Below are 24655 nucleotides of genomic sequence, written 5' to 3'. Positions count from 1 at the left end.
CTTAGCGGACTTTCGGCCTGAGATGGTGATGAGGCGAGACAGGTCAAACATTATTAGTATTTTATGGTGATCGTTCGTGAGGCTCATGGCCTTTCGGAGCCGTCCGGTCCCGCCGGGCGGCCGCTCAGCTGGTCCCGCACGGTGGCGCGGGAGGCGGTGCACCGGGTCTCGGTGGCCGAGGTGCTGCTCACCGATGTGCGTACGCACGGTGACGACCGGTTCGAGGCCGCGGCCCAGTGGCCGAGGTCCCATCCCACCTTCCCGCACGGCGGAGACGGCCGCCATCATCCGCTGATGATCGCGGAAACCCTGCGCGAGCTGGGGATCTACATCCCCACGCGGTACTACGCGGTGCCCGCGGGGGCGCACTTCCTGATCCGGGACATCTCCTACCGGCTGGACCCCGAGACCGAGCCCCGGGCGCCGTACGGGGCCTCCGACATCACCTGCCGGGCCGCCGTCACCGACATCCGCACCGGCCCCTGCGGACGCTTCGTCACCGGGATGCGGCTGGATGTCGTGCTGTCGGCGGGCGGCAAGCTCTTCGCCTGGGCCGGGGGCACCGCGCGCTTCCTCGACGGCACCACCTACGCGGAGACCCGGGCCGCCGCCCACGGGCACACCGCGCGCCGCAGGTTGCGTGCCGCCGTACGGCCCTCACCTGCGCAACTGGCCGTTCCGGCGGCCCGGGACGTCCTGGTGGTGCGGGACGGGGGAGTGGTCTACCTCGACCCCGCCGACCCCCGTCATCCGTTCTTCTTCGACCACTGGAGCGACCATATGCCGGGCCTGGTGCTGCTGGAGGGCGCCCGCCAGGCCGCGGCGCTGGCCACCGGCGGGGCGCTGACCCGGCCGGTCGCCTGCCGGATGAAGGCGATCCGCTTCACCGAGTCGTATCCGCCGGCCGTGGTCGAGTGCACCTCCCATGGCCGGACGTGTGTCTTCCGGCTGCGCCAGGCCGGTATCTGCACGGCGGTCGGGGTGCTCCAGTACCTCTGAGCGACGAACACCCCGTGCGACGAACAATATGACGGCGAACAGGCTGAACGACGAACAAAACGCCGACATTCAGTAGCCTCTTGCTTACTGCGGGTCATCAAACTAACGTAGTGATCGTTATGTTTCGGGCAGGCGAACCCCACGGCCTGTACGACAACAGCGGTCGGCGCTCAGCGCCCTCAAGAGCCGCCAGGACGATTTCCACCGCGCGGCTCCCGCAGGTACGGGCATTCCCTGCGCCGATTCCTCCACCTCCCATGGAACGGCAGACAGATGACAGCCGAAAAGTTTCTCGGATGGACCCCAGCCGCCATCGTCTTCGACTGTGACGGCACCCTGATGGATTCCGAACGACACTGGGAGGAGGCGCGCGAAGTGGTCCTCAGAAGCCATGGAACCGCCCCCGACGAGGAGTTCGCGCGGCGCACGAAGGGGCTCCACTACACCGAATGCGGCCGAATGCTGGCCGAATTCGCCGGTCGCCCCGAACTCGCCGAGGAGATGACCGGACAACTCCTGGACGCCTTCCGCCGGCTGGTGGCCGACGACCCGGTCACCATGCCGGGGGCGCCCCAACTGGTCGCGAAGGCGGCCGTCTTCGCACCGCTGGCCGTGGCCAGCAACTGCCCGCGGGACGTCGTCGAGGACGGGCTCGCCAAGGCCGGGCTGCTGCGGTACTTCGGCCATGTGCTGGTCCCCGAGGGGGACGTGCGGCCCAAACCGTATCCCGACGTCTATCTCGAGGCCGCCCGGCTGTGCGGGGCGGCCCCCGGGGACGCCCTCGCGGTGGAGGACTCCCACTGTGGGTTTCTGTCCGCCTCGCGCGCCGGGCTGAGAGTGCTCGGCGTGGGTCCGCGGAAGCCGGTGGACGAGCCCCCGCCGGTCGATGTGTGGGTCTCCACCCTCGCCGACCCGGACCTGGTCAAGTGGGCGGACTCCCGGGTGGCCTGAGGGGCGTAAGCCACGCTCACCGCCTGGTCGGCGAGTGCCGCGGGTCACTTCTTCCCGTCGTGGCCCGCATGGCTCGCCGAGCCGTCCATACCCTCCATGCCGTCCATCCCGTCCATCCCGTCCATTCCGTCCCCCGTCTTGGTCCCGCCGTTGGACCCGCCGTGGGACATGGACATCCCCTTCTCGAGGGATCCGCCGATCTTCTCCCGCAGGGGCTCCAGCGAGCCCATGGACAGACCGGTGACCGACCAGCGCTTGCCGACCAGGTACATGCCCCCGTAGTCCTTCGACGTGGTCAGCCAGTCGTGCTGGCCCTTGTCGGTGGCGAAGGTGACCATCGTGAACCGCTTCTGACCGGAGCCGCAGGAGCCCTGACGCAACTCCTCCGCCTCGGTGATGATCGTGGCCTTGCACCCGATGGCGTCGGCGATCTTCGTCAGCTGCGCGGGCTTCCCGGGCTTGGCGAACTCCTTGGTGGCGGGGGACACCTTCTTCTGCTCGTGGCCGGAGCCATGTGTCCGATCGCCTCCACCGCAGCCGGCCAGGAACAGCAGGGCCGCGCCGACCGCGGTGGCACGGAGAGCGAGTGACACAACAACCTCCCGTAGAAAATCCGGCGGGGCGGCCCGGGCTCTGATGCCTCGGGCCACCCGCCGCGGTGGACCAAAAGTAGTGGTTGTCTCCCTTACTGGCCCGCCTTCTTGCCCTTGTCGGTGACCGCGAACCAGGTGCCCTTCACGCCCTGGCCATTGATGTCACCGGGCTTCTTGTCCCCGGTGAAGGTGTACAGCAGCCAGCAGTCGAACGCCGCCTGCTTGGTGCCGTCGGGGCGCTTGAAGGAGGTGACCTTCGCCGCGTCGACCCCGGCGACCTTGGTGGTGTCCACGGCCTTGACGGGCTTCCAGGTGTCCAGGCAGGCACCGAGGCAGCCGGTCTTCATCGGCCAGGCGCTGTCCTTGTTGAACCGGTAGACGGTCATGCCCTTGCCGTCCACGATGATCCTGCCCAGCTCGGCGTTGTTGTTGACCATCAGCTGGAGGCTGTCGTCCGCGGCCGCGGTCTTGCCGGCCGGCTTTCCGTCGGGCGCCAGCGCGTTCCAGGTGCCGCCCACGCCCTGGCCCTTGGTGTCACCGGGCTTGTTGTCGCCCGCGAAGCGGTAGACCGGCCAGCCCGCCAGTGTCAGCTGCTTGGTGCCGTCGGCGCGGGTGACCGAGCCCAGCTTGCTCGACTCGATACCGGTGGTGGCCGCGGCGTCGTCCGCGGGCACCGCGGGCCACTTGGTGGCGCAGTCGTCGTTGCAGTTGGACTTGGCCGGCTTGGGGGTGTCCTCGTCGAACCGGTAGAGCGTCCAGCCCTTGCTGTCGGTGACGAACTTGCCCAGCTTGGCGTCCTCCTTGACCGCCAGCTGCTTCGCCGGACCGGTGCGCTCGGACGCGCCGGCCGCGCCGGCACCGGAGTCACCGCCCGCCTCGTACCCGCTGCCGGCACCGGCCGCGGCCCCCGCGCCCGCCGACGCGGAGGCCCCCGCACCCACGGTCTGGCTGCCACCCGCCGGCTGCACATTGGCGCTGCCCGCGCTGTTGTCCTTGCTGCTGCCGCAAGCCGCCGTCAGCAGAACCATCGCTACCGACACCCCGGCGAATGCGATGTGACGCCGCTTCTCCATGACCATTCCTCTGCAATCTCGATCGGTCCGGCGGTGATTGCGCCGACGCCGGTCCATACGGAGCCCGTACGGACCGGCGTTCAGCGGCTCGCGAATTTGTCACCGGACGCAAAATTCTCCGGATCGCTGAGCGCACAGCAGTCGACGGCCGTTTCACACGGCCGTCGCGGTGTCGGTGGTGCGGCTGATCGTCCCCTCGCTACTCCTCGATGCGCAGCGCCAGGGCGGGGCAGCGGCGGACCGCGCGGACCGCCTGCGCCCGCAGCTGCCGGGGCACTTCCATGGTGGCCGAGGACGGATAGCCGTCGATCCCGAGCGTCAGCACCTCGGGCGGCAGGATGTCCGCGCACAGCCCATGGCCCTGGCACAGCGACCAGTCCACCAGGAGCTTCTCCGTCGGCCCCCGCTGGCGGCGCTCGTCGCGCGCCGCGGGGTTCAGCGGGGCGGGCGGCAGGGCGAGCGGCAGCGCGTCCTCCGGCAGCGGCAGCACCCCCATCGTGGGCCGTCCGCAGCCGGCGCCGAGCGCGTGCGCCTCGAACTCCTCGGGGAACGCGTCCAGCGCGGTGGTCACGAAACCGGCGGTGCCATCGGGATGGCTGCAGGCCCCGCGCTTCTTCACCGAGTTGACGTAGGCGCGCACATTGTCGATCGAGGACTGGCCACCGCCGCGCTCCACCTGGCCGATGGCGTCCGCGAGCGCGGGCAGCCCGATGAAGCAGGGCCCGCACTGACCGGCCGTCTCGGCGGCCAGCCAGCGCGCGATCCGCGCGGTTTCGCCGAGCGGGCAGGTGTTCTCGGGGAGGGGCAGCACCGCACCGGCGCCCAGCCGGGCGCCGTACTTCTTCATGGACTCCCGGGAGATCGTGGCGGCGTTGATGCTCTTGGGGTCCAGCCACTTGCCGTGGTAGCCCCCCACCAGGATCGCCTGACCTGGGGTGAGACCGCACAGCTCCAGGACGTAGGTCAGCGGCACCCCGGTGGGCGTCTCCATCACGTACTTGCCACCGACCGTCAGCAGCGTGGTGCCCGGCTCGGTGGGCAGCCCCACCGAGCGGTACGGCAGGGCGCCCATCCGGGCGGCCACCGCGAGCTGGGCGAAGGTCTCGGTGTTGGACAGCAGGGTCGGCAGTCCGCTGAGCCCGCTGTCGCTGGTCCGGATCTTCCGGCCGTTGGGGATGGCCGGGGCGCCGCTGATGCCGTTGATGACCGCGCCGCCCTCACCGGCCACGAACCGGTCCGGGGTGCGGCTCACCCCCACCGGGACGCCACTGGGGCCGCGCTCGGCGATCGCGGCGGCCACGGACTCCTCGACATCCTGGCGGTGCACCGCGATGGCCACCTCCTCGGCACCGAGCGCCTCGGCGGCCAGTACGGCGCCGTCGATCACCAGATGCGGGGTGTGCAGCAGCAGCGCGGTGTCCTTGAGACAACTGGGCTCGCCCTCACTGCCGTTGACCACCACGGTGCAGCGGCCCTCGCGCCGGCCGGCCGACTCCACGACCGCCTGGACCTTCTTGGCGAAGGGGAATCCGGCGCCGCCGCGCCCGCGCAGATCGATGTTCTCCGCGAGTGCCACGAGCTCGTCCGCCCGGAGGGCCGGCATGGTGCCATGGACGGTCAGATGGCCGACGCGGTCGAGCCGGTACACCTCGTCGAGCCCGGCCAGCAGCCGGGGCGGATCGACACAGGCGAGCCTGGGTTTGGTCGTGATCACCGGTCCCACCCGCGGGAGGCGCCGAGCGGCTGGTTGTCATACCGGCCGGGCTCGGCCGAACGGGGGCGCGGCACGGTGGGATCGGACCGCCGGGTCCGGCCCTCCTGCATGCTGCGGGCCGGAGGGTTCCTGACCTCGATGCCGTCCGCCCGGTCGATGTCCTGGCGCCGCCGCTGGACCAGCCGCAGCCACAGCGCGATGGCCACACCGGCGAGCGCCGCGAGGTAGCCGTAGGTCGCCCAGATCTTGGCGGCGCGTCCCGCCTTCAGACCGTGGATCAGCGCGGCGCACCACGCGGGGTAGGCGCCCACATGCAGCGCCCGCCACCAGCGGTACCGCCAGCGGGAGTTGCCCCTGGAGGCGAACGAGCTGCGGGCCGCACCGGTCACCGCGGCGATCACGAAGAGATAGCCGGCGATGGTGCCGAGCCCGATCAGCACCGGCTGATTTGCGTCAGCGAACGGTATCGCGATGGACGCGGCGTTGGTGTGGCTCTCCGCGACCTTGACCCAGATGTGAACGGCCAGGAAGAGCAGTCCGGCGACCGCGGCCGCCCGGTGGATGGCCTGGGCCAGCAGCCGCTGTTTGGAGTTCAGGATCATCTGGTCGGTCGCGGCGAGCCCCCACAGCACCGCCGACGTGAGACAGACCAGCGCGAGCACACCCGCGCCGAAGTCGAGGAACACGAACATCTTCGAGAACGCGCCGGCACTCCATGTCACGTACAGGGACAGTGCGATGGAGCCGACGACGGCATAGATCCGGGTATGGCGTGGCCACCCCAGTCCGGATGGATCACGCTGCTGGGTCCGGCGAGCGGCTCGTCGTCCGCCACGAGCTCGGCGTCCCCCGTGACGCCCCTGCGAGGAGGGGAGCGGCGTTTGGGACATGGACATTGGAGCCTCCCGATCGCGCGGATTCGCGCGGGTGACGAGATACGTCAAAGTCGTCTTGGGGGCAGCAGCTTCTCGGAAGTACACCTGATCTCCATAAGATTTGTCGTAACGTGACAACTTCTAGTGGACGAACCGTGCCCACACCGTCCCCGGCTGATCCACTGTCGTCTCAATGGCAAAGAACCGGCAAAGTGCCGGGACCGGGAGGGGGCGGGGTCCTCTATGACGTAGCGGAGGACCCTCGACTCCCTGACCGGTACTGGACGAACCGGTGACGGAGGCAACCTCCACGGACCTGACCGACCCCCCAACGGCCAGGTCTCCCCCCGGCAAGAACGAGGTAATGATGGGCGAACTCGTGAACCGCATCTGGTCCCGCCCCCGTGGCGAGTGGACCCGTGTGCTGCGCAATGAACTCCCGTCCCTGGCCGACGAGGTGGTTGAGAACCTTCGGCACAGAATTCCGGGATTCGCCGAACTCCTGGAGGACTCTGAGCGAGACAAGGTCCGGTGGGGAGTCGAGCAGGCTCTCCTGACCGCACTCGGCCACCGCAAGGCGGGCGAGGACGGCGCGGGCGAGCAGGCCGCCGCCTCCGGTGAGGAGGCGCTGGCCGAGGTGCCGCCCGAGCGGGCCCGGCGCGATCTGTTCGAGGCCCTCACCGGCGAGGTGGCGGTCTCCGAGCGCACCCTGGTGGAGCTCTCCCGGGCCGCCCGCTGGCCGCTTCCCGAGACGGTGCAGGCCATCGCCCTGCCCACCCCGGGCGAGGCCCCGCAACTGGCCGCCGTGCTGGGAGACACCCTCATCGGCGCGGTCGGCGACGAGCTGTGCCTGCTGATCCCCGACCCGGACGCGGACCCGGGACCCACCCCGGACCCCGGCACCGCCGCCGCCCAGGAGGGCGAGAAGGACCCGGAGCGGGAACCCACCCCGGCCGAGCCCGGCACCCGGGCGGCGCTGGAGACCGCGCTGCGCGGCCGTACCGCGGCCGTGGGCCATGTGGTGCCGCTCAACGACGCGGCCTCCTCGCTGCGTTGGGCCCGGCGCCTGCTGACCCTGACGCCCGCCCGCTCCGGCCCCGAGGCCCGGGTGCTCTTCGTCGACGACCATCTGTCGATGCTGCTGCTCCTCCAGGACGAGTCGCTGGTCCGGGCGCTGGCCGCCCGGTGGCTCAAGCCGCTGGTCGGGCTGACCCCCCGGCAGAGCGAGCGCCTGCAGATGACGCTGCTGGCCTGGCTTGAGGGCGGTGGCGCGCCCGAGGCGGCCAAGGCCCTCAAGGTGCATCCGCAGACCGTGCGATACCGGCTGCGCCAGATCGAGAAGCTCTTCGGGCCCGGCCTCCGGGACCCCCGAATACGCTTCGAGCTGGAGATGGCGCTGCGCGGCCGCAGGCTGATGGCGCAGGTGGACCGGATACGGCGGCAGGCGTCCCGGGTGAGCCGCCGGACCCGTACCGGCGCGCCCCCCGGTGTCCGGCCGCTGGGCATCGCCAGGGAGGCGCGCGTCAACGGACTCTGACCAGGACTCCGCCACCAGAAGACTCTGGCCAGGACTCTGTCACCAGAAGACTCCGGTCAGGATCCGCCACCAGAAGGCGAACCGCCGGCCGCGCTCACGCGGTCGGCGGTTTTCGCTGCCCCCGGCGGCTCGGGGAGCCCGCCGGGATCGCCGGAGCGGGGTGGTTCAGCCCCTCGCCCCGGCGGGCGCCGCCGTGCGCGGGGCCGTGCGCATCGCGGCGTTCAGGCCGAGGAGTTCGCGGTAGGCGTGGGCGCAGAAGGCGCATTCGGCGAGATGGCGCGCGAGCGCCCGGCCGCGCACCCCGCCGCGGCGCACCGAGGAGCCGAGCCGGCCGCTGTAGTGCCGGCACCGGTCGTCGCGCGCCGATTCCAGATGGGCCCGCAGATACGACTCCCGCAGCCCCTCCCGGGCCCGGAAGGCCAGCGAGGTCACCCCGCTGGGGGAGATGCCCAGGACCATGGCCACCCGGTGCGGGGTCTCCTCCTCGACGAGGGTCAGCCACAGCACGGTCTGCCAGCGCTCGGGGAGTCCCCGGAAGCTGCGGATGAGCAACCGGCGGTCCTCCCGGGCCACCAGATGCTGCTGGGGGTCGGCCGTGGGCGCGTGCTGCCGCCAGGACTCGAAGTCGGCGGTGAGCAGCACCCGGCGCTCCCCGGCGCTCCACTCCATCGCCGTATGGCGCACCACGGTGAGCAGATACGGCCGCCAGGAGCCCCGCGGACCGCCCCCGGCGCGAACGGCCTGGAAGGTGCGGAAGAACGCCTCGGAGGCCAGGTCCTCGGCGTCATGGGGGTCACGGCAGCAGGTCCGGGCGTAGCGCAGGGTCGCCGGGTGGTGGCGGCGGTAGAGCAGGTCGGCCGCGGCCGGACTGCTGCTGCCCGACCGGTAGCCCTCCACCAACTGCCGGGTGAGCTCCTGGTCCGAGGGGGGACGGACCGATCGGTCGGTATGTCCCGGTCCCGGGAAACCCTCGGTGTCCGGATGCTCCGCCGCCGGCGGGTCGGTGGCCGCGTCGTCGTCCGCGGCCTGGTGTAAGTGCCCGGTGACAGCGCGGCGCGCGCCGGCCTTCCGGCCGACGCGCGCCTGGTGAGTGTGTGCCATCAGCCGCACTGCTTGCCGCTGTTGATGCAGTCCACCGCCTCGTTCATCAGGTCCTCCGACATCACGTTGATGAAGTCGTCGTGGTCCGTGATGGGCTTGTGCAACTGCTCGGGGAAGCCGTCCACGGCGAACGGGGTGTTGGCCGGCACGTCGTAGGTGATGGTGTTCACCAGCTGGGGGATGGCCTTGAAGCCGTTGGGGCAGGAGCCGTCCTCGCCTGCGAACGCCACGTGGTCACGGTGGTTGGCGCTGTCGATGTTCTGCCCGTCCCAGCAGCTCTGGAAGTCGAAGGTCCGGGTGACCGAGCTGCCCTCGGGGCAGAGCGGGTACTTGTCGGTCAGCTGACGGTCCTCGAAGCCGGTGCAGCTCCAGGAGGCGTTGGCGTTCTTGTCGCCGTTGGTGAAGGCCTTGGCGTCACCGGTGATGATGCGCAGGAACTTCGGCATCGCGGCGACCTTGCTCTGCGCGTTGCCCTTGAACTCGATCTTGGAGCTCTTGGGGGTCAGGATCGTGCCGACGTTGCCCTCCTGGCCGCCGCCGAGCTGGTCGGCGTCCGCCTCGTCCTTGCCGTCCTGGGCGCGGACCACGGGCCAGTAGTAGGTCGACTTGTCGTCCTGGTTCTCGCAGGAGGTGCCGCCCTGCTCGAAGGTCTGGTTGTTGGCGAAGGCGTCGTTCTTGTCGCTGCCCACGTAGTCGTGCATGTGGTGGGCGCCGTTGCCGACACCGGGCGCGACGATCACGTTGTCACTGTTGCGCAGTCCGGGGTCGCCGACTCCGCACTCCGAGGAGAAGGTGCCGGAGGAGCCGTTCCCCTGGGCCTCCGGCGGCTGCTGGACGTTCGGCTGCACCTTGGTGATGTCGACGAAGTCGTCCTGCGCCGGGCCGTTGCCCGCCTGACCGCCGGCGTTGCCGGGCACCTCGTTGGCGCCCTCGCCGCCCTGCTGGTCGCCACCTTGCTGGTCGCCGCCCTGCTGCTGACCACCTTGCTGGTCGCCGCCTTGCTGCTGACCGCCCTGCTGGTCGCCGCCCTGCTGCTGACCGTCCTGGCCCTGGCCGGCCTGGTTGGCGACCTCCTGCCACTTGCAGTTGGCCATGCCCTGCAGCTGGGAGTTGTCGCCGCCCATGGCCGAGCCGATGTTGTCCAGCGTCTGGGAGCGGTCGTCGTTGAGCTTGGAGAGCACGGCGTCGTTCGAACCCTGCTGGTTCATCTGCTGGTAGGCCTTGGCCACCTGGTTGTCCAGCTCGGCCAGGTTCTTGTCGACCTCGGGCCTGGACTTCGACGGCACGTCACTCAGCTGCTGCCCCACATCGGGGCACTGGATCGTCCCCGCCTTCGCGGCCACGGTGCTGTTCTGCTGGTCGGAGCCGCTCTTGTCGCCGTGGGCGGACGCGTTGGCGGCGATGATCGCGGCCCCGCCGCCGCCGAGCGCCAGCGCGGCGACGATGGCGACGGTTTTGTTCGTAAACCGCCCGCGTTTGTGGGTCTGTTGCCTCATGAGATCACTTCACTTAGTCGTTAGAGGGCGTCGAAGTCGACAAGCCCGGTGTCCTCGAGGACCGTGATGTGGTCGAGAACGATGGCATTGGCCCTGGTGGCCAGAGATCTGACCATGGAGTTGCGGCTCTCGGCTCGCACTTGCGCCACAAGGTTGAACACCTTGCCGTGAGCGGCGCGCAACCGGTTTGCGAACACCCGCTCGAACTCGGCGCTGCTGCCGGCGTTGGTCATCTCATTCAGCCAGCCCTGCTGCTGTGCGTTGGGCTGACTGGGCAGCTGGATTCCGAGAGCCCGGCCGACCTCTTCGGAGCGGCGGTCGAGTTCGGTGTGTCCCTCGATGAGATGCTCACCCGCGGTCTTCACGGCGTCCCGGCCGCCACGCTCCTGGGCGAGGCGCCCGGCGGGGAGCTCCCACGTTCCGGCGAGCCTGACTTTGCGGACAAAGTCCCGGTCAGTGGCCGTGAGCGGCCCGTACTGGGTGCTGACCGTCCCACCGCCGTCGTCCGCGACGCCATTGCGCGGCAGGGCCACGCTGCTCTCACCGAACAACGACACCGGAATGAGGATCGCCGCCAGGGTGACGGCGAGCGCCCCGATGATGAGCCCGGTGCCGATGGTACGGCTGGAGGCGATGGATCTGGTGAGGTTTGCTGATGGCACAGCGCCCTCCTTGGTTCGGAGTGACACCGGACGCTAGTACCTCGTGTGGCTCGGTCGTGGAGACCTCATCACTAGTGAATAAAGCCGGGACAGAGATCATTACCTGCTGGTACCCTGCGCGGCCGCCCTCCGGAGGGCGCTCACAAAGATTTTTCCCACCCGGTTGAGCAACTCACCGGGCCCGTACGTACGGCAGGGAGAACCCGGTGCACGGCCTCGCCCGAGCGGGCCGGCCGCACACCGTCCCGACGACCCGGAGGCGCCCCGCCGTGGATGCGACAGCGCGGAAGACCACGCCCACCAGGCCCCGTCAGCCGCTCAGAGCCGAGGCCGGATGCGGTGACTGCCGGTACTGCCCCAGTTTGCCGTCGAGGACCCGGGCATCGGGGTGGTTCAGCTCCTGGAGAATTTCCAGGGCCCGCCGCCAGTCCGTGAGCGCGGTGGCCACATCGCCCTGGGCCAACCGGGTGTCCCCCTGGTGGTGCAGGGTGTCGGCCTCCAGATACCGGTCGCTGATCTCGCGGTAGAGGAGAATCGCCCGGCCGTAGGACGTGAGGGCGTGCTCATACCGTCCGAGATGGTGGTACGCGTACCCCAGGCTGTCCAGCGCGGCGGCCTCGCCGGACGCGTCGCCGATCCGCCGGTGCAGTTCGACGGCCTCCCGGCAGCGGGCCAGGGCGTGTTCGTACTCATCGAGCAGGATATGGGTCCAGCCGATCTCGTTGAGCACGCTGGCCTGTCCGCTGATGTGGTCCAGGGCGACATAGTGGCCGAGCGCCGGCCGGTAGTGGTCCAGCGCCTCCCGGCAGCGGCCCTGACAGTTGGCCAGGAAGGCCAGGGCGCGCAGGGTGCGGGCCTGCCCGGCCCGCTCGCCGAGCTCCGTGAACAGCTCAAGCGCCCGCTCCAGCTGGCCGTATGCCTCCTCGTACCGGCCCAGCCGTCCCTCGGCGAAGCCCAGGGTGCGGTGGCTGTGCGCCTGGCCGAGCCGATCGGACAGGGCGCGGGCCGCCCCCAGCGCGGTGCGCTGGATGGCGGTCTGCTCCTGCCAGTGGCCGCGCCGGTCCAGGAAGAGCTCCAGCGTCACGGCCAACTGCCAGGCGTGGGTCGGGAATCCGTGGTCGCGCGCGTGCTCGACGACCGACAGCAGTACGCGGCGCTCGGCCGACAGCCATGCCTCGGCGCGCTCCTGGCCGCCGAGGTGCTCGGGCGCCGCGTCGGGCCGGGCCGGGGACACGGGCAGCGGTTCGGTCCGGTGCGGGGCGAGCCGGGTGGCGGCGGTGCGCGCGGTGTGCAGATAGTGGTCGAACATCCGGTGCCGGGCGTCCTGGCGGATCTCCTCCGCCTCATGGTCCTGGACCAGCTCCATGGCGTAGGCCCGCAGCAGATCGTGGAAGGTGTAGCGGCCCGGGTCGTGCTCCACCAGCAGATGGGCGCGGGTGAGCGCGGCCAGCAGGGCCCGGGTGACCCGGAGCGGCAGCCCGGCCAGGCTCGCGGCCGCCGCGGTGGAGACCTCGGGCCCGGGATGCAGGGCCAGCAGCCGGAACAGCCGGGCGGCCTCCGGCTCCAGCGCCCGGTAGGACCAGGAGAAGACGCTCCGCGCGTCGGTGCTCGGATCGGCGCCCGCGAACGCGTCGAGGTTGCCCTGGCTCTCGCGCAACTCCGCGGCGACAGAAGAAAGGGGAAAGGAGGGACGGGTCGCGGCGCGGGCGGCCACCACCGCCAGCGCGAGCGGCAGCCGCCCGCACAGCCGGATGATGGTCGCCACCGCCTGCGGTTCCGCGGCGACCCGGTCCGTGCCCAGCCGCCGGACGAGTGCCTCATGGGACTCGGCCGGGGACAGCGGCCCCAGAGTAAGAGGACGGGCCCCCTCGCTCGCTATCAGCCCGTGCAGCTGATTGCGGCTGGTGACGATGGTCAGACAGCCGGGGGAGCCGGGCAGCAGCGGCCGTACGTGCTGGGAGTCCACCACATTGTCCAGCAGGACCAGCATCCGCCGCCCCGCCAGCAGACTGCGGTACAGCGCGGTCTTGGCGTCCAGACCCGTGGGCACCCGGCTCGGCGGGATCCCCAGTGCATGGAGGAATCCGCGCAGCGCGTCGTTCGGCGACATCATCGAACCGGTCGGATCGAAGCCGCGCAGATTGGCGTAGAGCTGTCCGTCCGGGAAACGGTGGGCGATCCGGTGCGCCCAGTGCACGGCCAGCGCGGTCTTGCCGATCCCGGCCATCCCGTCGATCGCGCTGATCACCAGCGGGGCCGGTGAGGCGACCCCGGCGCCCTCGGGCAGCAGGGCGTGGATACCGGCGAGTTCGTTGTGGCGACCGCTGAACGCGGGCAGATCGGGCGGGAGTTGCGCCGGGCGGACCGCCGGGGCGGGCGGCGTCGCCGGAGGGGTGGGCTGGACCGGCTCGGCGGGGGCCGGGGTCGACCGGGGCACCACCTCGCGGTGGGCGGCGCGCAACTCCGGGCCGGGCGCCACACCGAGCTGGTCCGCCAGCCGGTTCCGCGCCGTGGCGAAGACCTCCAGCGCCTCGGCCCGCCGTCCGGTGGTGGCGAGCACCCGGATCAGCTGGGCCTGGAGGGTCTCGTCCAGCGCGTGGTGGGCGGCGAACTGCTGGAGCACGGTGGGCAGTTGCTCCGGCACCTCGGAGGCCAGCGCCGTGGTGGCGGCCTCCTTGGCGATGGCCAGAAGTTCACGGTCGACACCGGAGAAGACGGGATGGGTCTGGATGTCGGAGGGGACCCCGGTGGCGGTCGGCCCCTGCCACAGGGCGAGCGCCTGGGCGAAGAGCTCCGCCCCCCGCTCCGGCTCGCCCTCGGCGGCGGTGCGCCGGGCCGATTCGCTCAGGCGCCGGAAGCGCAGCAGATCCAGCGCGTCCGGGTCGGCGTTCAGCCGGTAGCCGCCGGAGCTGCGCACCAGCCGGCTGCCCTCCGCCCGCGCCGCCAGGCCCGGTTCCAGCAACCGGCGCACCGAACCCACATGGCGGTGCACCACATTCACCGCGGTGCTCGGCGGATCCTGTGCCCAGAGGACGTCGACGATCTCGCTGAGCGCCACCGGCTGTCCCGCCCGCACCAGCAACAGCGCCAGCAGCGCTCGCTGTTTGGGCGGGCCCAGCTCCAGTTCGGCGCCCTCGCGCCACGCCCTGACCGGGCCTAACACCGTAAATCGCACAACTGGGGATCTTAGTCGAGCCCGTTTCGGGCACCGTGCTCTTCCGGCCGTGGTGTGACGTCAGACTTTCGTCACTCAATCGGCGTCCCCCTTCTTTTACGCTCCCGCCATCGACACATTCGCCTCGGGGGGAACGGGACGATGGACATCAACGCGGCGGCCGTCATGACCGACGCCGACACTTTCTTGAAGACGCTGTACCGGCGCCACGGCTCGGCGCTGCTCCGGCTGGCGGCCCGATTACTGGGCGGGGACTGGCACCGGGCCCAGGACATCGTGCAGGAGGTGGCGATCCGGGCCTGGCAGCGGCCGATGGACGTCGGCCCCATGGATGCCACCGCCCGCCACCGGCTGTTCACGGTGGTGAGCGATCTGGTCGGCGATCTGGCCGGCGACGCCCACCACGACCAGATGGAGCCGCGGCTGGAGATGGCCGGTGAGGCGGATATGGCGATGCTGGCCGCGCCGGACGCGGTCGATCAGACGCTCACCGCCCGGGTGGTGTGGGACGCCCTGGCGGACCTGGCGCCCCCGCAGCGGGAGGTGCTGCTGCATCTGCACTATCTGGACCGCAGTGTGAGCCAGGCGGCCCGGGCGCTCGGGGTGCCTACCGGAACCGTCAAGTCCCGGACGTACTACGCGACTCGGGCGCTGCGGTCGGCCCTGCGGGAGCGGGGGATCACCGACTGCTGACTGTCCCGGCCATCCGCCGACTGCTTTCTGATCGAATGATCGCTACTATGGCGGTGTTTCGATAGGAAGACGAAAGTCGATCGCGTCGGAGGTGGGGAACATGCGGGAGCCGGCGCAGAAGCGGCAGGCACGGATCGCGGCCCTCGTGGAGGCCCGGGGCAGCGCCCGGATCACCGATCTCGCGGATGAGCTGGCGGTGTCCGTCGTCACCGTACGGCGGGACGTGGAGGAGCTGGCCCAGCGCGGGGAGCTGCGCCGCGGCCACGGGGTGGCGCGCTCGCTGCGGCCGATGCCCACGGAGTCCACCGCCACCGGCGACACCATCGGCATGGTGGTCCCGGTGGGCAACACGTATCTCACCGAGGTCGTCCAGGCGGCGCGGGGGGCCGCCGAGAAGACCGGGCTGCGGCTCGCGCTGCACATCGCCGCGGACGAGCGCGGCACCGAGCGCGCGGTCCGCCAGGCGCTGGACGCGGGGGCGCGGGGGCTGCTGCTCGCACCGCGCTGGCGCACCGAGGCGGGGGCGCGGGCGGACCACGCCTGGCTCGCCGCCCTGGAGGTCCCCGTGGTGCTGGTGGAGCGCCGGCCCCACCGGGGCAGCGCGATCTACGGGCTGGACTGTGTGCGCTCGGACCACGCCTACGGGGTGCATCTGGCGCTGGAGCACCTGATCTCGCTGGGGCACCGGCGGATCGTGCTGGCGGCGCGCGACGACAGCCCCACCGCGCGGGTGATCCGGTCGGAGTTCGCCGCGCAGACCGCGGCCCGCGGCATCAGTGAGGGGTGCCCGGTGATGCTCAGCTCGCGCACCGCGGGGCCCGATCCCCGTCCGCGCGACGAGCGGGAGGCCGACCTGGTCGGCGCGGTGCGCCGGGCCGGGGCCACCGCCGCGCTGATCCATGGCGACATGGACGCGCTGGTGCTGGTCCAGCGGCTGTGCGAGGCGGGTGTCGAGGTGCCGGGCGACTGCTCGGTGGTGGCCTACAACGATGTGGTCGCCGACATGGGGCAGATCGCGCTGACGGCGGTGGCCCCGCCCAAGGGGGAGGTGGGGCAGGCGGCGCTGGAGCTGCTGACCCGGCAGCTGGAGCGGACCCGGGCCGGGCGGTGGGCCGGTGCCGCCCGCCATCTGGAGCTGCTGCCGGACCTGGTGGTCCGGGATTCCACCGCCCCGCTCCACTGAGCGTTTGACCGCTTTAGTTTCTTCTGTTCGATGTATTGACGGCTTTTCAGTCAAGCGATCAGGATTCCCTCTGACTCCACCGTTGAATCAGGGGAGGGTCCATGCCTGGCCACAGACGCCCAGGACGCCCGATGCCCGGACACCGGGCTACGGCGGGTACCACCGCACTGCTCACGCTGCTCGTCCTCGTCCTGGCGGGCTGCTCCACAAGCCGCGGGTCCGACACCGTCGGTGACGGTCCCGTGCGCCTCACCTTCTGGTCGGCGCTGCGCGGCAGCCAGGAGGTCGTCGACGAGTTCAACCGCACCCACACCGACATCAAGGTGAACTTCCAGCAGGTCCCCTCCGGCGAGCAGGGCGGCTGGGCCAAGCTCAGCAACGCCGCCCGCGCGGACAACGCCCCCGATGTCGCCACCATCGAATACCCCCAGCTGCCCAGCTTCACCATCGACGGCGTGCCCCGGGACATCACCAAGCTGCTGCCCGACTCGGTACGCCGCAAGATCCTGCCGCAGGCGCTGGACCTCACCACCTTCGACGGGCGCACCTACGCCGTACCGGTGGACATCGAGCCGATGGTCTTCCTGTACCGCAAGGACATCTTCACCAAGAACCACATCCCGGTCCCCAAGACCTGGGCGGAGTTCGAGAGTTCGGCCCGCAAGCTCAAGAAGGCCCAGCCGCGCTCCCGTATCGCCAGCCTCTTCACCACCGGCGGCACCCTCTACATGGCCGGGTACGCCTGGCAGGCCGGGGCCCAGTGGTACCAGACCTCCAATGACACCTGGCGCGTCTCCATGGACGACGCCCCCACCCGCAAGGTCGCCGGCTACTGGCAGCGGCTGATGGACGACGACCTGGTGCGCGTCGAACCCGGCTCCAGCCAGCAGTGGCGGGCCCATCTGCGCAGCGGTGAGACGTCCGGCTATCTGGCCGGCGCCTGGGCCGCGGGCTCCATGATGGCGTCCACCCCCGATGGCAAGGGCAAATGGGCCATCGCGCCGATGCCGCAGTGGGACCCGGCGAAGCCCAAGGTGAGCACGCAGGGCGGCTCGACCTTCATGGTCACCAAGGACAGCCGACACCCCAAGGAGGCCATGGAGTTCATCTCCTGGATGGTGACCAGCCCCGACGCGCTGAAGGCCAAGCTCGCCAGTGGTGTCAGCAGCGCCTTCCCGTCCGTGCCCAGCCTGGTCCCGGTCGCCCGCAAGGAGATGGACACCAGCTACTTCTCCGGACAGGACATCTTCGGCCTCTTCGGGAAGCAGGCCGAGATGATCACCTCCAGCTGGAAGTGGGGGCCGCGGATGGTGTCGACCACCACCTCCGGCGACGACGGGCTCGCCCGGGCCGGGGTCGGCAGCGGCACCGTCCTGGAGGCCCTGCGGGAAGCCCAGAACAGAACCATGCCCGACCTGAAGAGCCTCGGCCTGTCGGTCACCACCGACTGAGCCCGCCCCGCCACCTCACACCGCACCTTCAAAAGCCGCACTCACCACGCCCGAGCCGAGGTACCCCGTGAGCACAGTCACGTCCTCAAGACGGACGGCGCCGCCACAGGCGGCCGCCGCCGACCCGCCCCGCAGAATCGGACGGCGCCAGCAGCGGATCGCCGCCACCGTTCTGCTGACCCCCTTCACGGCACTGCTCATCGCCGTGTTCCTCGTCCCCGTCGGCTACGCCATCTACCTCAGCTTCTTCGGCGAGGACCACAGCGGCCTCGGCTTCGGCGGCGGGGAGACCGTCTTCACCGGACTGCGCAGCTATCTCGCGGTGCTGCAGGACCCCAGCTTCCTCTCCGGGTTCGGCACCATCGCCCTCTACTGCGTGATCTTCGTTCCCACCGTGGTCGTCAGCGCCCTCGCGCTCGCCCTGCTGCTCGACTCGGGCCTCATCCGGCTGCGCCGGACCTCGCAGATGCTGCTCTACCTGCCGCACGCCGTCCCCGGCATCATCGCGGCCGTCATCTGGCTGTACCTCTACACCCCGGGGCTCAGCCCGGTGATCAAGCTCTTCGCGCAGGCCGACATCACCGTCGACTTCCTCGGCCTGCACACCGTGCTCCCGTCGATCGTCAACATCGCCCTGTGGAGCGGCCTCGGCTACAACATGATCATCTTCTATGCCGCGCTCCAGGCGCTGCCGCGTGAGGTGATCGAGGCGGCGACCATCGACGGCGCCGGCGGCATCCGCACCGCGCTCCAGGTCAAGGTGCCCATCATCCGGGGCTCCGTGGTGATGGTGTGCATGTTCTCCCTGATCGGCGCGCTGCAGCTGTTCACCGAGCCCATGCTGATGAACCAGGCCACCCCGATGGTCAACTCCCGCTTCACCCCGAACATGTACATCTACGACGCGGCCTTCCGCCGCAACAACTACGGACTCGCCTCCGCGGCCTCCGTCATCCTCCTGATCGTCACCTGCGTCCTGTCGTACGCCGTGACGCGCTGGTCGGGCCGCCGGGAACGGAGAGCGTGATGACCACGACCACACCCACCACCCCCGTGGACCCCTCACCCCGGGGACCGTCCAGGCCGCTCGGCAAGCCCTTCGGCGGCTCCAAGCTGACCAGCCGCGGCATCGCCAACGCCGTGGTCCTGATCGCCGCCCTCTACACCATGCTGCCCGCGCTGTGGCTGGTGCTGGCGTCCACCAAGAATGCCGACGCCCTCTTCGGCAGCGACATCTTCTCGCTCGGCGACTTCTCCTTCGGCCGCAACCTCTCCGACCTGTTCTCCATGGACGGCGGGCTCTACGGCGAGTGGTACGTCAACAGCCTGCTGTACGCGGTCGTCGGGGCCCTGGTCGGCTCGCTCATCAGCGTCGCCGCGGGCTACGCCTTCGACAAGTACGAGTTCCGGCACAAGGAGAAGTTCTTCGGGCTCGTCCTCACCGGCGTCATGGTGCCGCCGACCGTGCTGGCCCTTCCGCTCTATCTGGTGGCCTCCGAGATCGGGATGGTCAACACCTTCTGGGCGGTCTTCATCCCGGTCCTCTTCAACCCCTTCGGCGTCTATCTCGCCCGCCTGCTCAGCAGCGGCTATGTGCCCAACGAGGTGCTGGAGGCGTCCCGGGTCGACGGCGCGGGCGAGCTGCAGACCTATGTACGGGTCAGCCTGCGGATGCTCGGGCCCGGGTTCGTGACCGTCTTCCTCTTTCAGCTCACGGCCATCTGGAACAACTTCTTCCTTCCGATGGTGATGCTCTCCGACCAGCATCTGTATCCGCTCAGCCTCGGCCTCTACACCTGGAACAGCGCCGCCACCGTCTCGCCCGAGTACTACCCCCTCGTGGTCATCGGCTCACTGCTCGCCGTCGTGCCGCTGATCGTGGCGTTCATCCTGTTGCAGCGCTACTGGAAGTCCGGACTGACCGCAGGGAGCGTCAAGTGACCGCAACCCACCTCTCCGCCCGCCGTCGCCCCCGTGCCGTCCTGGCCATGGCCGAGCGGTCCGCCCGGCAGGTGCTCGGGCCCGCGAGCCTGGACCGGCTGATCGACCTCCTCGACCTCGACCCCGGCCTCGTCCTCGACGACTTCACCACCCCGGCCGCCCGCCGCGCCCTCGCCGACACCGAACTGCTGGTCACCGGCTGGGGCTGCCCGCCCCTGGACCGCCGCACGCTCGACGCCGCGCCCCGGCTGCGCGCCGTGGTCCACACCGCGGGCACCGTGCGCCACCACATCACCGACGCCTGCTGGGAGCGCGGCATCGAGGTGTCCTCGGCGGCCGCGGCCAACGCCGTGCCCGTCGCCGAGTACACCGTCGCCATGATCCTGCTGTCCAACAAGCGCGTCCTGGACATCGCCCGGGACTACCGCGCCGAGCGGCGCACGATCGACTGGAACGAGCGCTATCCGGACGCGGGCAACTACCGCCGGACGGTGGGCATCCTCAGCGCCTCCGCCATCGGCCGCCTGGTGATCGAGCTGCTGCGCCCGTACGACCTCGACCTCCTGCTGTACGACCCGTATGTCACCGCTCAGGAGGCGAAGGAACTCGGGGCGCGCCAGGTGCCCCTGCGGGAACTCTTCGCCGGCAGCGATGTCATCAGCGTCCACACCCCCCTGCTGCCCGCCACCCAGGGGCTGGTCAGCCGGGAGCTGCTGGCCGCCATGCCGGACGGCGCCACGCTCATCAACACCGCGCGCGGGGCGGTGGTGGACCAGGAGGCGCTGACCGAGGAGGTGGTGGCCGGGCGGATCCGCGCCGTCCTCGACGTCACCGTGCCGGAGCTGCTGCCCGTCGACTCCCCGCTCTACGACTGCGACAACGCGCTCATCACCCCGCACATCGCCGGATCCAAGAGCGGTGAGCTGCGCCGCCTGGCCGACCTCGCCATCGGCGAGATCGAGCACTACGTCACCGGCCACCCCTTCGCCCACCCCGTACGACCGGAGATCCTCGACCGCTCGGCATAAGAGGGCGGCGCCACCCCATCCATCCGCGCGCCCTCTCACGTCCCGCGACCCCAGGAGGCCCACCCCACCATGCCCGAGCTCCCCTTCCTCCTCCCCGCCGACGACCGCACCCTCAGCCCCCACACCGGCTACACCCGCGCCCACTGGGAGGCCGCCGCGGACGGCATGCTGCACGCCGCCCTCCGCTACGCCACCCCCGGCCAGGCCCTGATCGACCTGCCCGGCCCGCCGTCCAGGTCCGGGGTGCGCTCCGACGGTCTCGAAGGGTTCGCCCGCACCTTCCTCCTCGCCGCCTTCCGCGCCGCCGGGGCCTCGGGCAAGGACCAGCACGGCATCCTGGAGCGCTACACCGAGGGGATCGCCCGCGGCACCCTCACCCCCGGGCGCGGGGACGCCGAGTCCTGGCCGGTGATCGGCCATCACGGGGCCCAGGGCCAGCCCATGGTGGAGTCCGCGTCCGTGGCCCTGGGCCTGCGGCTCACCGCGCCGTGGACCTGGGAGGCCCTGCCGTCCGACGCCCAGGACCGCACCGAGGAGTGGCTGCGCGGGGCGCTGCGCCACCAGCCCGCCCCCAACAACTGGTACCTCTTCCCCCTCACCGTGGCCGGTTTCCTGGAGTCCGTCGGACGCGGCGACGCCGAGACGGCCCGCGCCATCGAGCGTGGGCTCGGCCTGCTGGAGGGCTGGTACCAGGGCCAGGGCTGGTACTCCGACGGCGACGGGCGGTCGTTCGACCACTACAACGGCTGGGCGCTGCACATGTACCCGCTGCTCCACGCCCATCTCGCGGGCGACGGGGAACTCCTGGACCGGCTCGGCCCCCGGCTGCGCACCTTCCTCGAGGGCTTCTCGCTGCTCTTCGACGCCGACGGCGCCCCCATCCACCACGGCCGCTCCCTCACCTACCGCTTCGCCGCCGGAGCCTCGGTGGGACTCGGCGCCCTCACCGGCCACACCCCCCTCGCCCCCGGCACCACCCGCCGCCTCCTCAGCGGAGCGCTGCGCCACTTCCTGGACCGCGGGGCGCTGACCGAGGACGGGGTGCTGAGCCTGGGCTGGTACGGGCCGCACGCCGCGACCCTGCAGCGCTACTCCGGGCCCGGCTCGCCCTACTGGGCCTCCAAGGGGTTCCTCGCCCTGCTGCTCCCGCCCGACCACCCGGTGTGGACCGCGACCGAGGAGGCCGCGCCCGCCGAGGGGCCGGACCGGGCGCTGGCGCTGCCCGCCGCCGGGTTCCTCGTCCAGACCACGGGCCGGGACGGGCTGGTGCGGCTGCACAACCACGGCAGCTACAAGCTCCGCCCCTGGGAGGCCGAGCACGGGCCCGCCGATCCGCTCTACGCCCGGCTCGCCTACTCCACCCGTACCGGCCCCACCAGCGCGGACAACACCCCCGACAACCACATCGCCCTCGAAGAGCGCGGTGTGCGCACCGCCCGGCTGCGCGTCCACCCCCTGGCCGCGGGCCCCGACTGGCTCGCCTCCTCCCACACCCCGGCCTTCCCCGACGGCGGCCCCAAGGTGCCCTCGATCCGCATCGACAGCCTGACCCTCGTCCGCGGCCGCCTCGAAGTGCGGATCCACCGCACCGCGGGCGTCCCCGCCGGGACCCGGATCCACCACAGCGGCTGGGCGGTCGCCCTGCCCCCGGGCACCCCCGCGGAGACCGAGGAGGGCGCCGAGATACGGCTGGACGGGGGAGAGGTGACCGGTCAGCTCCTCGGACTGCACGGCTGGGCGACCGCCACCGCGGTCCGGGCGCCGCAGGGCACCGCGTACGGGCCGTGGGCCCTGGTCCCCGAACTCACCGGCACCGTCGGCGAGGACCCCTCCGGCACCCTCTTCGTCGCGCTGGCCTCGCTCACCGGGGAGCGCGACCCGGCCCCGCTCGCCGATCTCGCCACCGCCGAGGTGAACGGGCTCGCGGTCACCGTACGTCCGGCGGACGGCGGGGCCTTCGTGGTGGACTTCGGCGCGGGCGACGCGCCCACCGTCACGGAGGTGGGGGCGTGACGAGGCTCGGCATCTGCTCGGTGACCCTGCGCCGGCTCGACCCGGACCGGGTGATCGCCGCCGTGGCCGGAGCGGGCCTGGAGTGCGTCGAATGGGGCGGTGACGTCCATGTGCCGCCCGGCGACGAGGCCACCGCCCGGCGGGTCCGCGACGCCACCGTGAACGCGGGGCTCGCCGTCGCCTCGTACGGCTCCTACTACCGTGCCGGGCACAGTGATCCGGAGGAGTTCGACGCGGTGCTCCGCTCGGCCGTGGCGCTCGGCGCACCGCGCGTCCGGATCTGGGCGGGCGTCACGGGCACGGCGGAGACCCCGCCCGAGGGGCGCCGCGCGGTGGTCGAGGACACCCGGCGCGCCGCCGCGCAAGCCGCGGACGCGGGGGTCGAACTCGCCTATGAGTTCCACCGCAACACCCTGACCGACGGCGCGGACCACACCCTCCGGCTGCTGGAGGAGGTGGACCGCGCCGACGTCGCCACGTACTGGCAGCCGCCCGTCGACATGCCCGACGCCGAGGCGCTGAAGGGGCTGGACGCGCTGGGGGACCGGATCGCCGCGGTGCACGCCTTCTCCTGGTGGCCCGGGACCACCCGGCTGCCGCTGACCGCCCGCGCCCCGCTGTGGCGCAGCGCCTTCGAGCGGCTGCTCGCGCACCGGGCCGAGCTGTCCGCCGACGGCCCGCCGCTGGATGTCCTGCTGGAGTTCGTACCGGAGGACGACGAGCGGCTGCTGCCCCGGGAGGCGGCCACGCTGCGGGCGCTCGCCGACGTCTAGCGCCTACGGCGGGCGCTGCTCCCCTCCCCGCCCCTACCCGAAACCGGGGCTCCGCCCCAGACCCCGGGTTGGGGTTGCGCTCTGGGCCCCGGGCGGGGGTTGTGCTCTGGGTCCTGGGCGGGGGTTGCGTCCCCCGGTCTTGGGCGGGGGTTGTGCTCTGGGCCTCGGGCGGGGGTTGTGCTCCGGGTCTTGGGCGGGGGTTGTGCTCTGGGCCCTGGGCGGGGGTTGCGTCCCCGGTCCTGGGCGGGGGTTGCGCCCCCGGTCCTGGGCGGGGGTTGTGCTCTGGGTCCCGGGTCGGGGTTGCGCTCCGGGCCCTGGGTCGGGGTTGCGCTCCGGGCCCAGGGCGGGGGTTGTGCTCCGGGCCCTGGGCGGGGGTTGTGCTCCGGGCCTCGGGTCGGGGTTGCGCCCCAGACCCGGGCCGGGGCTCCGCCTCGGGCTCCGGGCCGGGGGCTCCGCCTCGCGCTCGGGGCGGGGGCTTCGCCCCAGACCTCGGACTGGGGTTCCGCCCCTTCCCGCCGGATCGATATGCGGCTCCGCCGCGTGGTGGGGCTCCGCCTCTTGACCCGGGGTCCAGGGGCGGAGCCCCTGGTTCGGGAAGGGGCGGGGAGGGGAGAGAACCGCCGGACACGGGATCGGCGGCGAGTAATGGACGGGTGATCACTTGGAGGTGCCGGACGCACCCCCGTAGGAGGTGCCCTCCTCGATGGTGCCGCCGAACCGCTCCCGGAACTCCTCCATGTTCTTCCGGGGCGACGACGACAGCACCCAGCGGTTGCCGACCAGATAGACCCCGCCGTACATCTGCGCCGTCTCCAGCCAGTCGCGCTGGTTCTTGGCGGTGACGAAGTCGAGGAAGAGGAACTTGCCCTTGGAGTTCTTGCAGACGGCCTGGCGGTAGTCGTCCACCTTGGTGGTGAACTCGGGCTCGCACCCGGCGGCCGAGGCGAGCTGCTCCACCCGCGCGGCCTTGGGCGTGGGGCTGGCGCTCGCGCTCGGCCGCGCGGCGTTCCCCCCGTTCCCCCCGGTCTCCGCCTTGGCGTCCGCCTTACCGTCGCCACCGCCGCATCCCGCGATGGCGAGCAGCGCGCCCACGGCCGCCACGGCCGCCACCGCGCGCGGGCCGTGGCGGCGCGGGGCGCGGCCGGCGGTCCGGACCGGGTGCGGAGCGTCGGCATCGGCGGCGTCGTACATGAAAGGCCCTCTCGCGTCGTCGGATCCGGGGTGCGGCGGTGTCCCCCCGCGTCTACGGGTACGGATGGCGGGCGCCGATCGTTCACCGGCCGCGCGCCGCTCCGTGGCGTTCCGCGCCGGTCTCCGCCGGGCCGGGCGCGCACGGGGATGCCCGGACCCTTGACAGCCAGGTCGGATGCTGGATTACTGGACCGCGCCCGAACGGT

At 71.5% G+C, this 24655-nt stretch carries 20 protein-coding genes; 11 read left to right on the top strand and 9 right to left on the bottom strand.

Going from position 1 to position 24655, the window contains the following annotated elements; all coding sequences use genetic code 11:
- Positions 1-63 precede the first annotated feature (63 nt).
- The gene (locus tag JK364_RS06640; protein WP_230991335.1) at positions 64-999 is read left to right on the top strand and encodes a ScbA/BarX family gamma-butyrolactone biosynthesis protein; all 936 of its coding nucleotides are present in this window, start codon (positions 64-66) and stop codon (positions 997-999) included.
- 273 nt (positions 1000-1272) lie between these two features.
- Entirely contained in the window at positions 1273-1950 is a 678-nt protein-coding gene (locus JK364_RS06635) for an HAD family hydrolase (protein WP_201848346.1), read from the top strand.
- A gap of 44 nt (positions 1951-1994) precedes the next feature.
- Here the strand turns inward: JK364_RS06635 and JK364_RS06630 are convergent, their stop codons facing one another.
- The 4 genes from JK364_RS06630 to JK364_RS06615 all read right to left on the bottom strand — a co-directional run bounded on the left by JK364_RS06630 (position 1995) and on the right by JK364_RS06615 (position 6052).
- On the bottom strand, positions 1995-2543 hold the full coding sequence (locus JK364_RS06630; RefSeq protein WP_201848344.1) for a hypothetical protein: 549 nt from the start codon (positions 2541-2543) through the stop codon (positions 1995-1997).
- Positions 2544-2635: 92 nt separating this feature from the next.
- On the bottom strand, positions 2636-3616 hold the full coding sequence (locus JK364_RS06625; RefSeq protein WP_201848343.1) for an SCO0930 family lipoprotein: 981 nt from the start codon (positions 3614-3616) through the stop codon (positions 2636-2638).
- Between the two features lie 199 nt (positions 3617-3815).
- Positions 3816-5330, bottom strand: coding sequence for an NADH-quinone oxidoreductase subunit NuoF family protein (locus JK364_RS06620; protein WP_201848341.1), 1515 nt, complete (start codon positions 5328-5330; stop codon positions 3816-3818).
- The gene (locus tag JK364_RS06615; RefSeq protein ID WP_307841171.1) at positions 5327-6052 is read right to left on the bottom strand and encodes a ferric reductase-like transmembrane domain-containing protein; all 726 of its coding nucleotides are present in this window, start codon (positions 6050-6052) and stop codon (positions 5327-5329) included. The genes JK364_RS06620 and JK364_RS06615 overlap by 4 nt, the downstream gene beginning before the upstream one ends.
- 517 nt (positions 6053-6569) lie before the next feature.
- Between JK364_RS06615 and JK364_RS06610 the strand changes: the two genes are divergently transcribed.
- Positions 6570-7742: a PucR family transcriptional regulator gene (locus JK364_RS06610; RefSeq protein ID WP_201848962.1), complete on the top strand. Its 1173-nt coding sequence runs from the start codon at positions 6570-6572 to the stop codon at positions 7740-7742.
- A gap of 165 nt (positions 7743-7907) precedes the next feature.
- Here JK364_RS06610 and JK364_RS06605 read toward each other — a convergent pair whose 3' ends face one another.
- The 4 genes from JK364_RS06605 to JK364_RS06590 all read right to left on the bottom strand — a co-directional run bounded on the left by JK364_RS06605 (position 7908) and on the right by JK364_RS06590 (position 14176).
- On the bottom strand, positions 7908-8843 hold the full coding sequence (locus JK364_RS06605) for an RNA polymerase sigma factor (protein ID WP_201848337.1): 936 nt from the start codon (positions 8841-8843) through the stop codon (positions 7908-7910).
- A complete protein-coding gene (locus tag JK364_RS06600) occupies positions 8843-10339 on the bottom strand; it encodes a DUF1996 domain-containing protein (protein WP_201848335.1) in 1497 nt (498 codons plus the stop codon). Before JK364_RS06600 ends, JK364_RS06605 begins: the two co-directional genes overlap by 1 nt.
- A gap of 20 nt (positions 10340-10359) precedes the next feature.
- A complete protein-coding gene (locus JK364_RS06595; RefSeq protein WP_201848333.1) occupies positions 10360-11001 on the bottom strand; it encodes a DUF4142 domain-containing protein in 642 nt (213 codons plus the stop codon).
- Between the two features lie 310 nt (positions 11002-11311).
- Positions 11312-14176 (bottom strand): AfsR/SARP family transcriptional regulator, encoded by a 2865-nt coding sequence (locus JK364_RS06590; RefSeq protein WP_307841170.1) that lies wholly within the window; start codon positions 14174-14176, stop codon positions 11312-11314.
- 141 nt (positions 14177-14317) lie between these two features.
- Between JK364_RS06590 and JK364_RS06585 the strand changes: the two genes are divergently transcribed.
- From JK364_RS06585 to JK364_RS06550, 8 genes are all read left to right on the top strand, one after another.
- Positions 14318-14869 (top strand): sigma-70 family RNA polymerase sigma factor, encoded by a 552-nt coding sequence (locus JK364_RS06585; RefSeq protein WP_201848331.1) that lies wholly within the window; start codon positions 14318-14320, stop codon positions 14867-14869.
- A 100-nt stretch (positions 14870-14969) separates the two neighbouring features.
- Positions 14970-16052, top strand: a complete 1083-nt coding sequence (locus tag JK364_RS06580; RefSeq protein ID WP_201848329.1) for a LacI family DNA-binding transcriptional regulator — start codon at positions 14970-14972, stop codon at positions 16050-16052.
- A gap of 131 nt (positions 16053-16183) precedes the next feature.
- Positions 16184-17503, top strand: coding sequence for an ABC transporter substrate-binding protein (locus JK364_RS06575; protein ID WP_230991334.1), 1320 nt, complete (start codon positions 16184-16186; stop codon positions 17501-17503).
- Positions 17504-17570: 67 nt separating this feature from the next.
- A complete protein-coding gene (locus tag JK364_RS06570) occupies positions 17571-18530 on the top strand; it encodes a carbohydrate ABC transporter permease (RefSeq protein ID WP_201848325.1) in 960 nt (319 codons plus the stop codon).
- The gene (locus tag JK364_RS06565; RefSeq protein ID WP_230991333.1) at positions 18530-19444 is read left to right on the top strand and encodes a carbohydrate ABC transporter permease; all 915 of its coding nucleotides are present in this window, start codon (positions 18530-18532) and stop codon (positions 19442-19444) included. The genes JK364_RS06570 and JK364_RS06565 overlap by 1 nt, the downstream gene beginning before the upstream one ends.
- Before the next feature lie 47 nt (positions 19445-19491).
- Entirely contained in the window at positions 19492-20472 is a 981-nt protein-coding gene (locus tag JK364_RS06560) for a hydroxyacid dehydrogenase (RefSeq protein ID WP_201848957.1), read from the top strand.
- A 69-nt stretch (positions 20473-20541) separates the two neighbouring features.
- Positions 20542-22485 carry a DUF2264 domain-containing protein gene (locus JK364_RS06555; protein ID WP_201848323.1) on the top strand — a complete coding sequence of 648 codons (1944 nt, stop codon included), beginning with the start codon at positions 20542-20544 and terminating at the stop codon, positions 22483-22485.
- Complete coding sequence (locus tag JK364_RS06550; protein ID WP_201848321.1) at positions 22482-23258, top strand: sugar phosphate isomerase/epimerase family protein; 777 nt, start codon at positions 22482-22484, stop codon at positions 23256-23258. Before JK364_RS06555 ends, JK364_RS06550 begins: the two co-directional genes overlap by 4 nt.
- 657 nt (positions 23259-23915) lie before the next feature.
- Here the strand turns inward: JK364_RS06550 and JK364_RS06545 are convergent.
- Entirely contained in the window at positions 23916-24449 is a 534-nt protein-coding gene (locus JK364_RS06545; RefSeq protein ID WP_201848319.1) for a hypothetical protein, read from the bottom strand.
- Positions 24450-24655 lie beyond the last annotated feature (206 nt).

This window comes from Streptomyces endocoffeicus (genome assembly GCF_016741935.1).
Classification (GTDB): domain Bacteria; phylum Actinomycetota; class Actinomycetes; order Streptomycetales; family Streptomycetaceae; genus Streptomyces; species Streptomyces endocoffeicus.
This window is presented reverse-complemented; position numbering and strand designations above follow the sequence as displayed.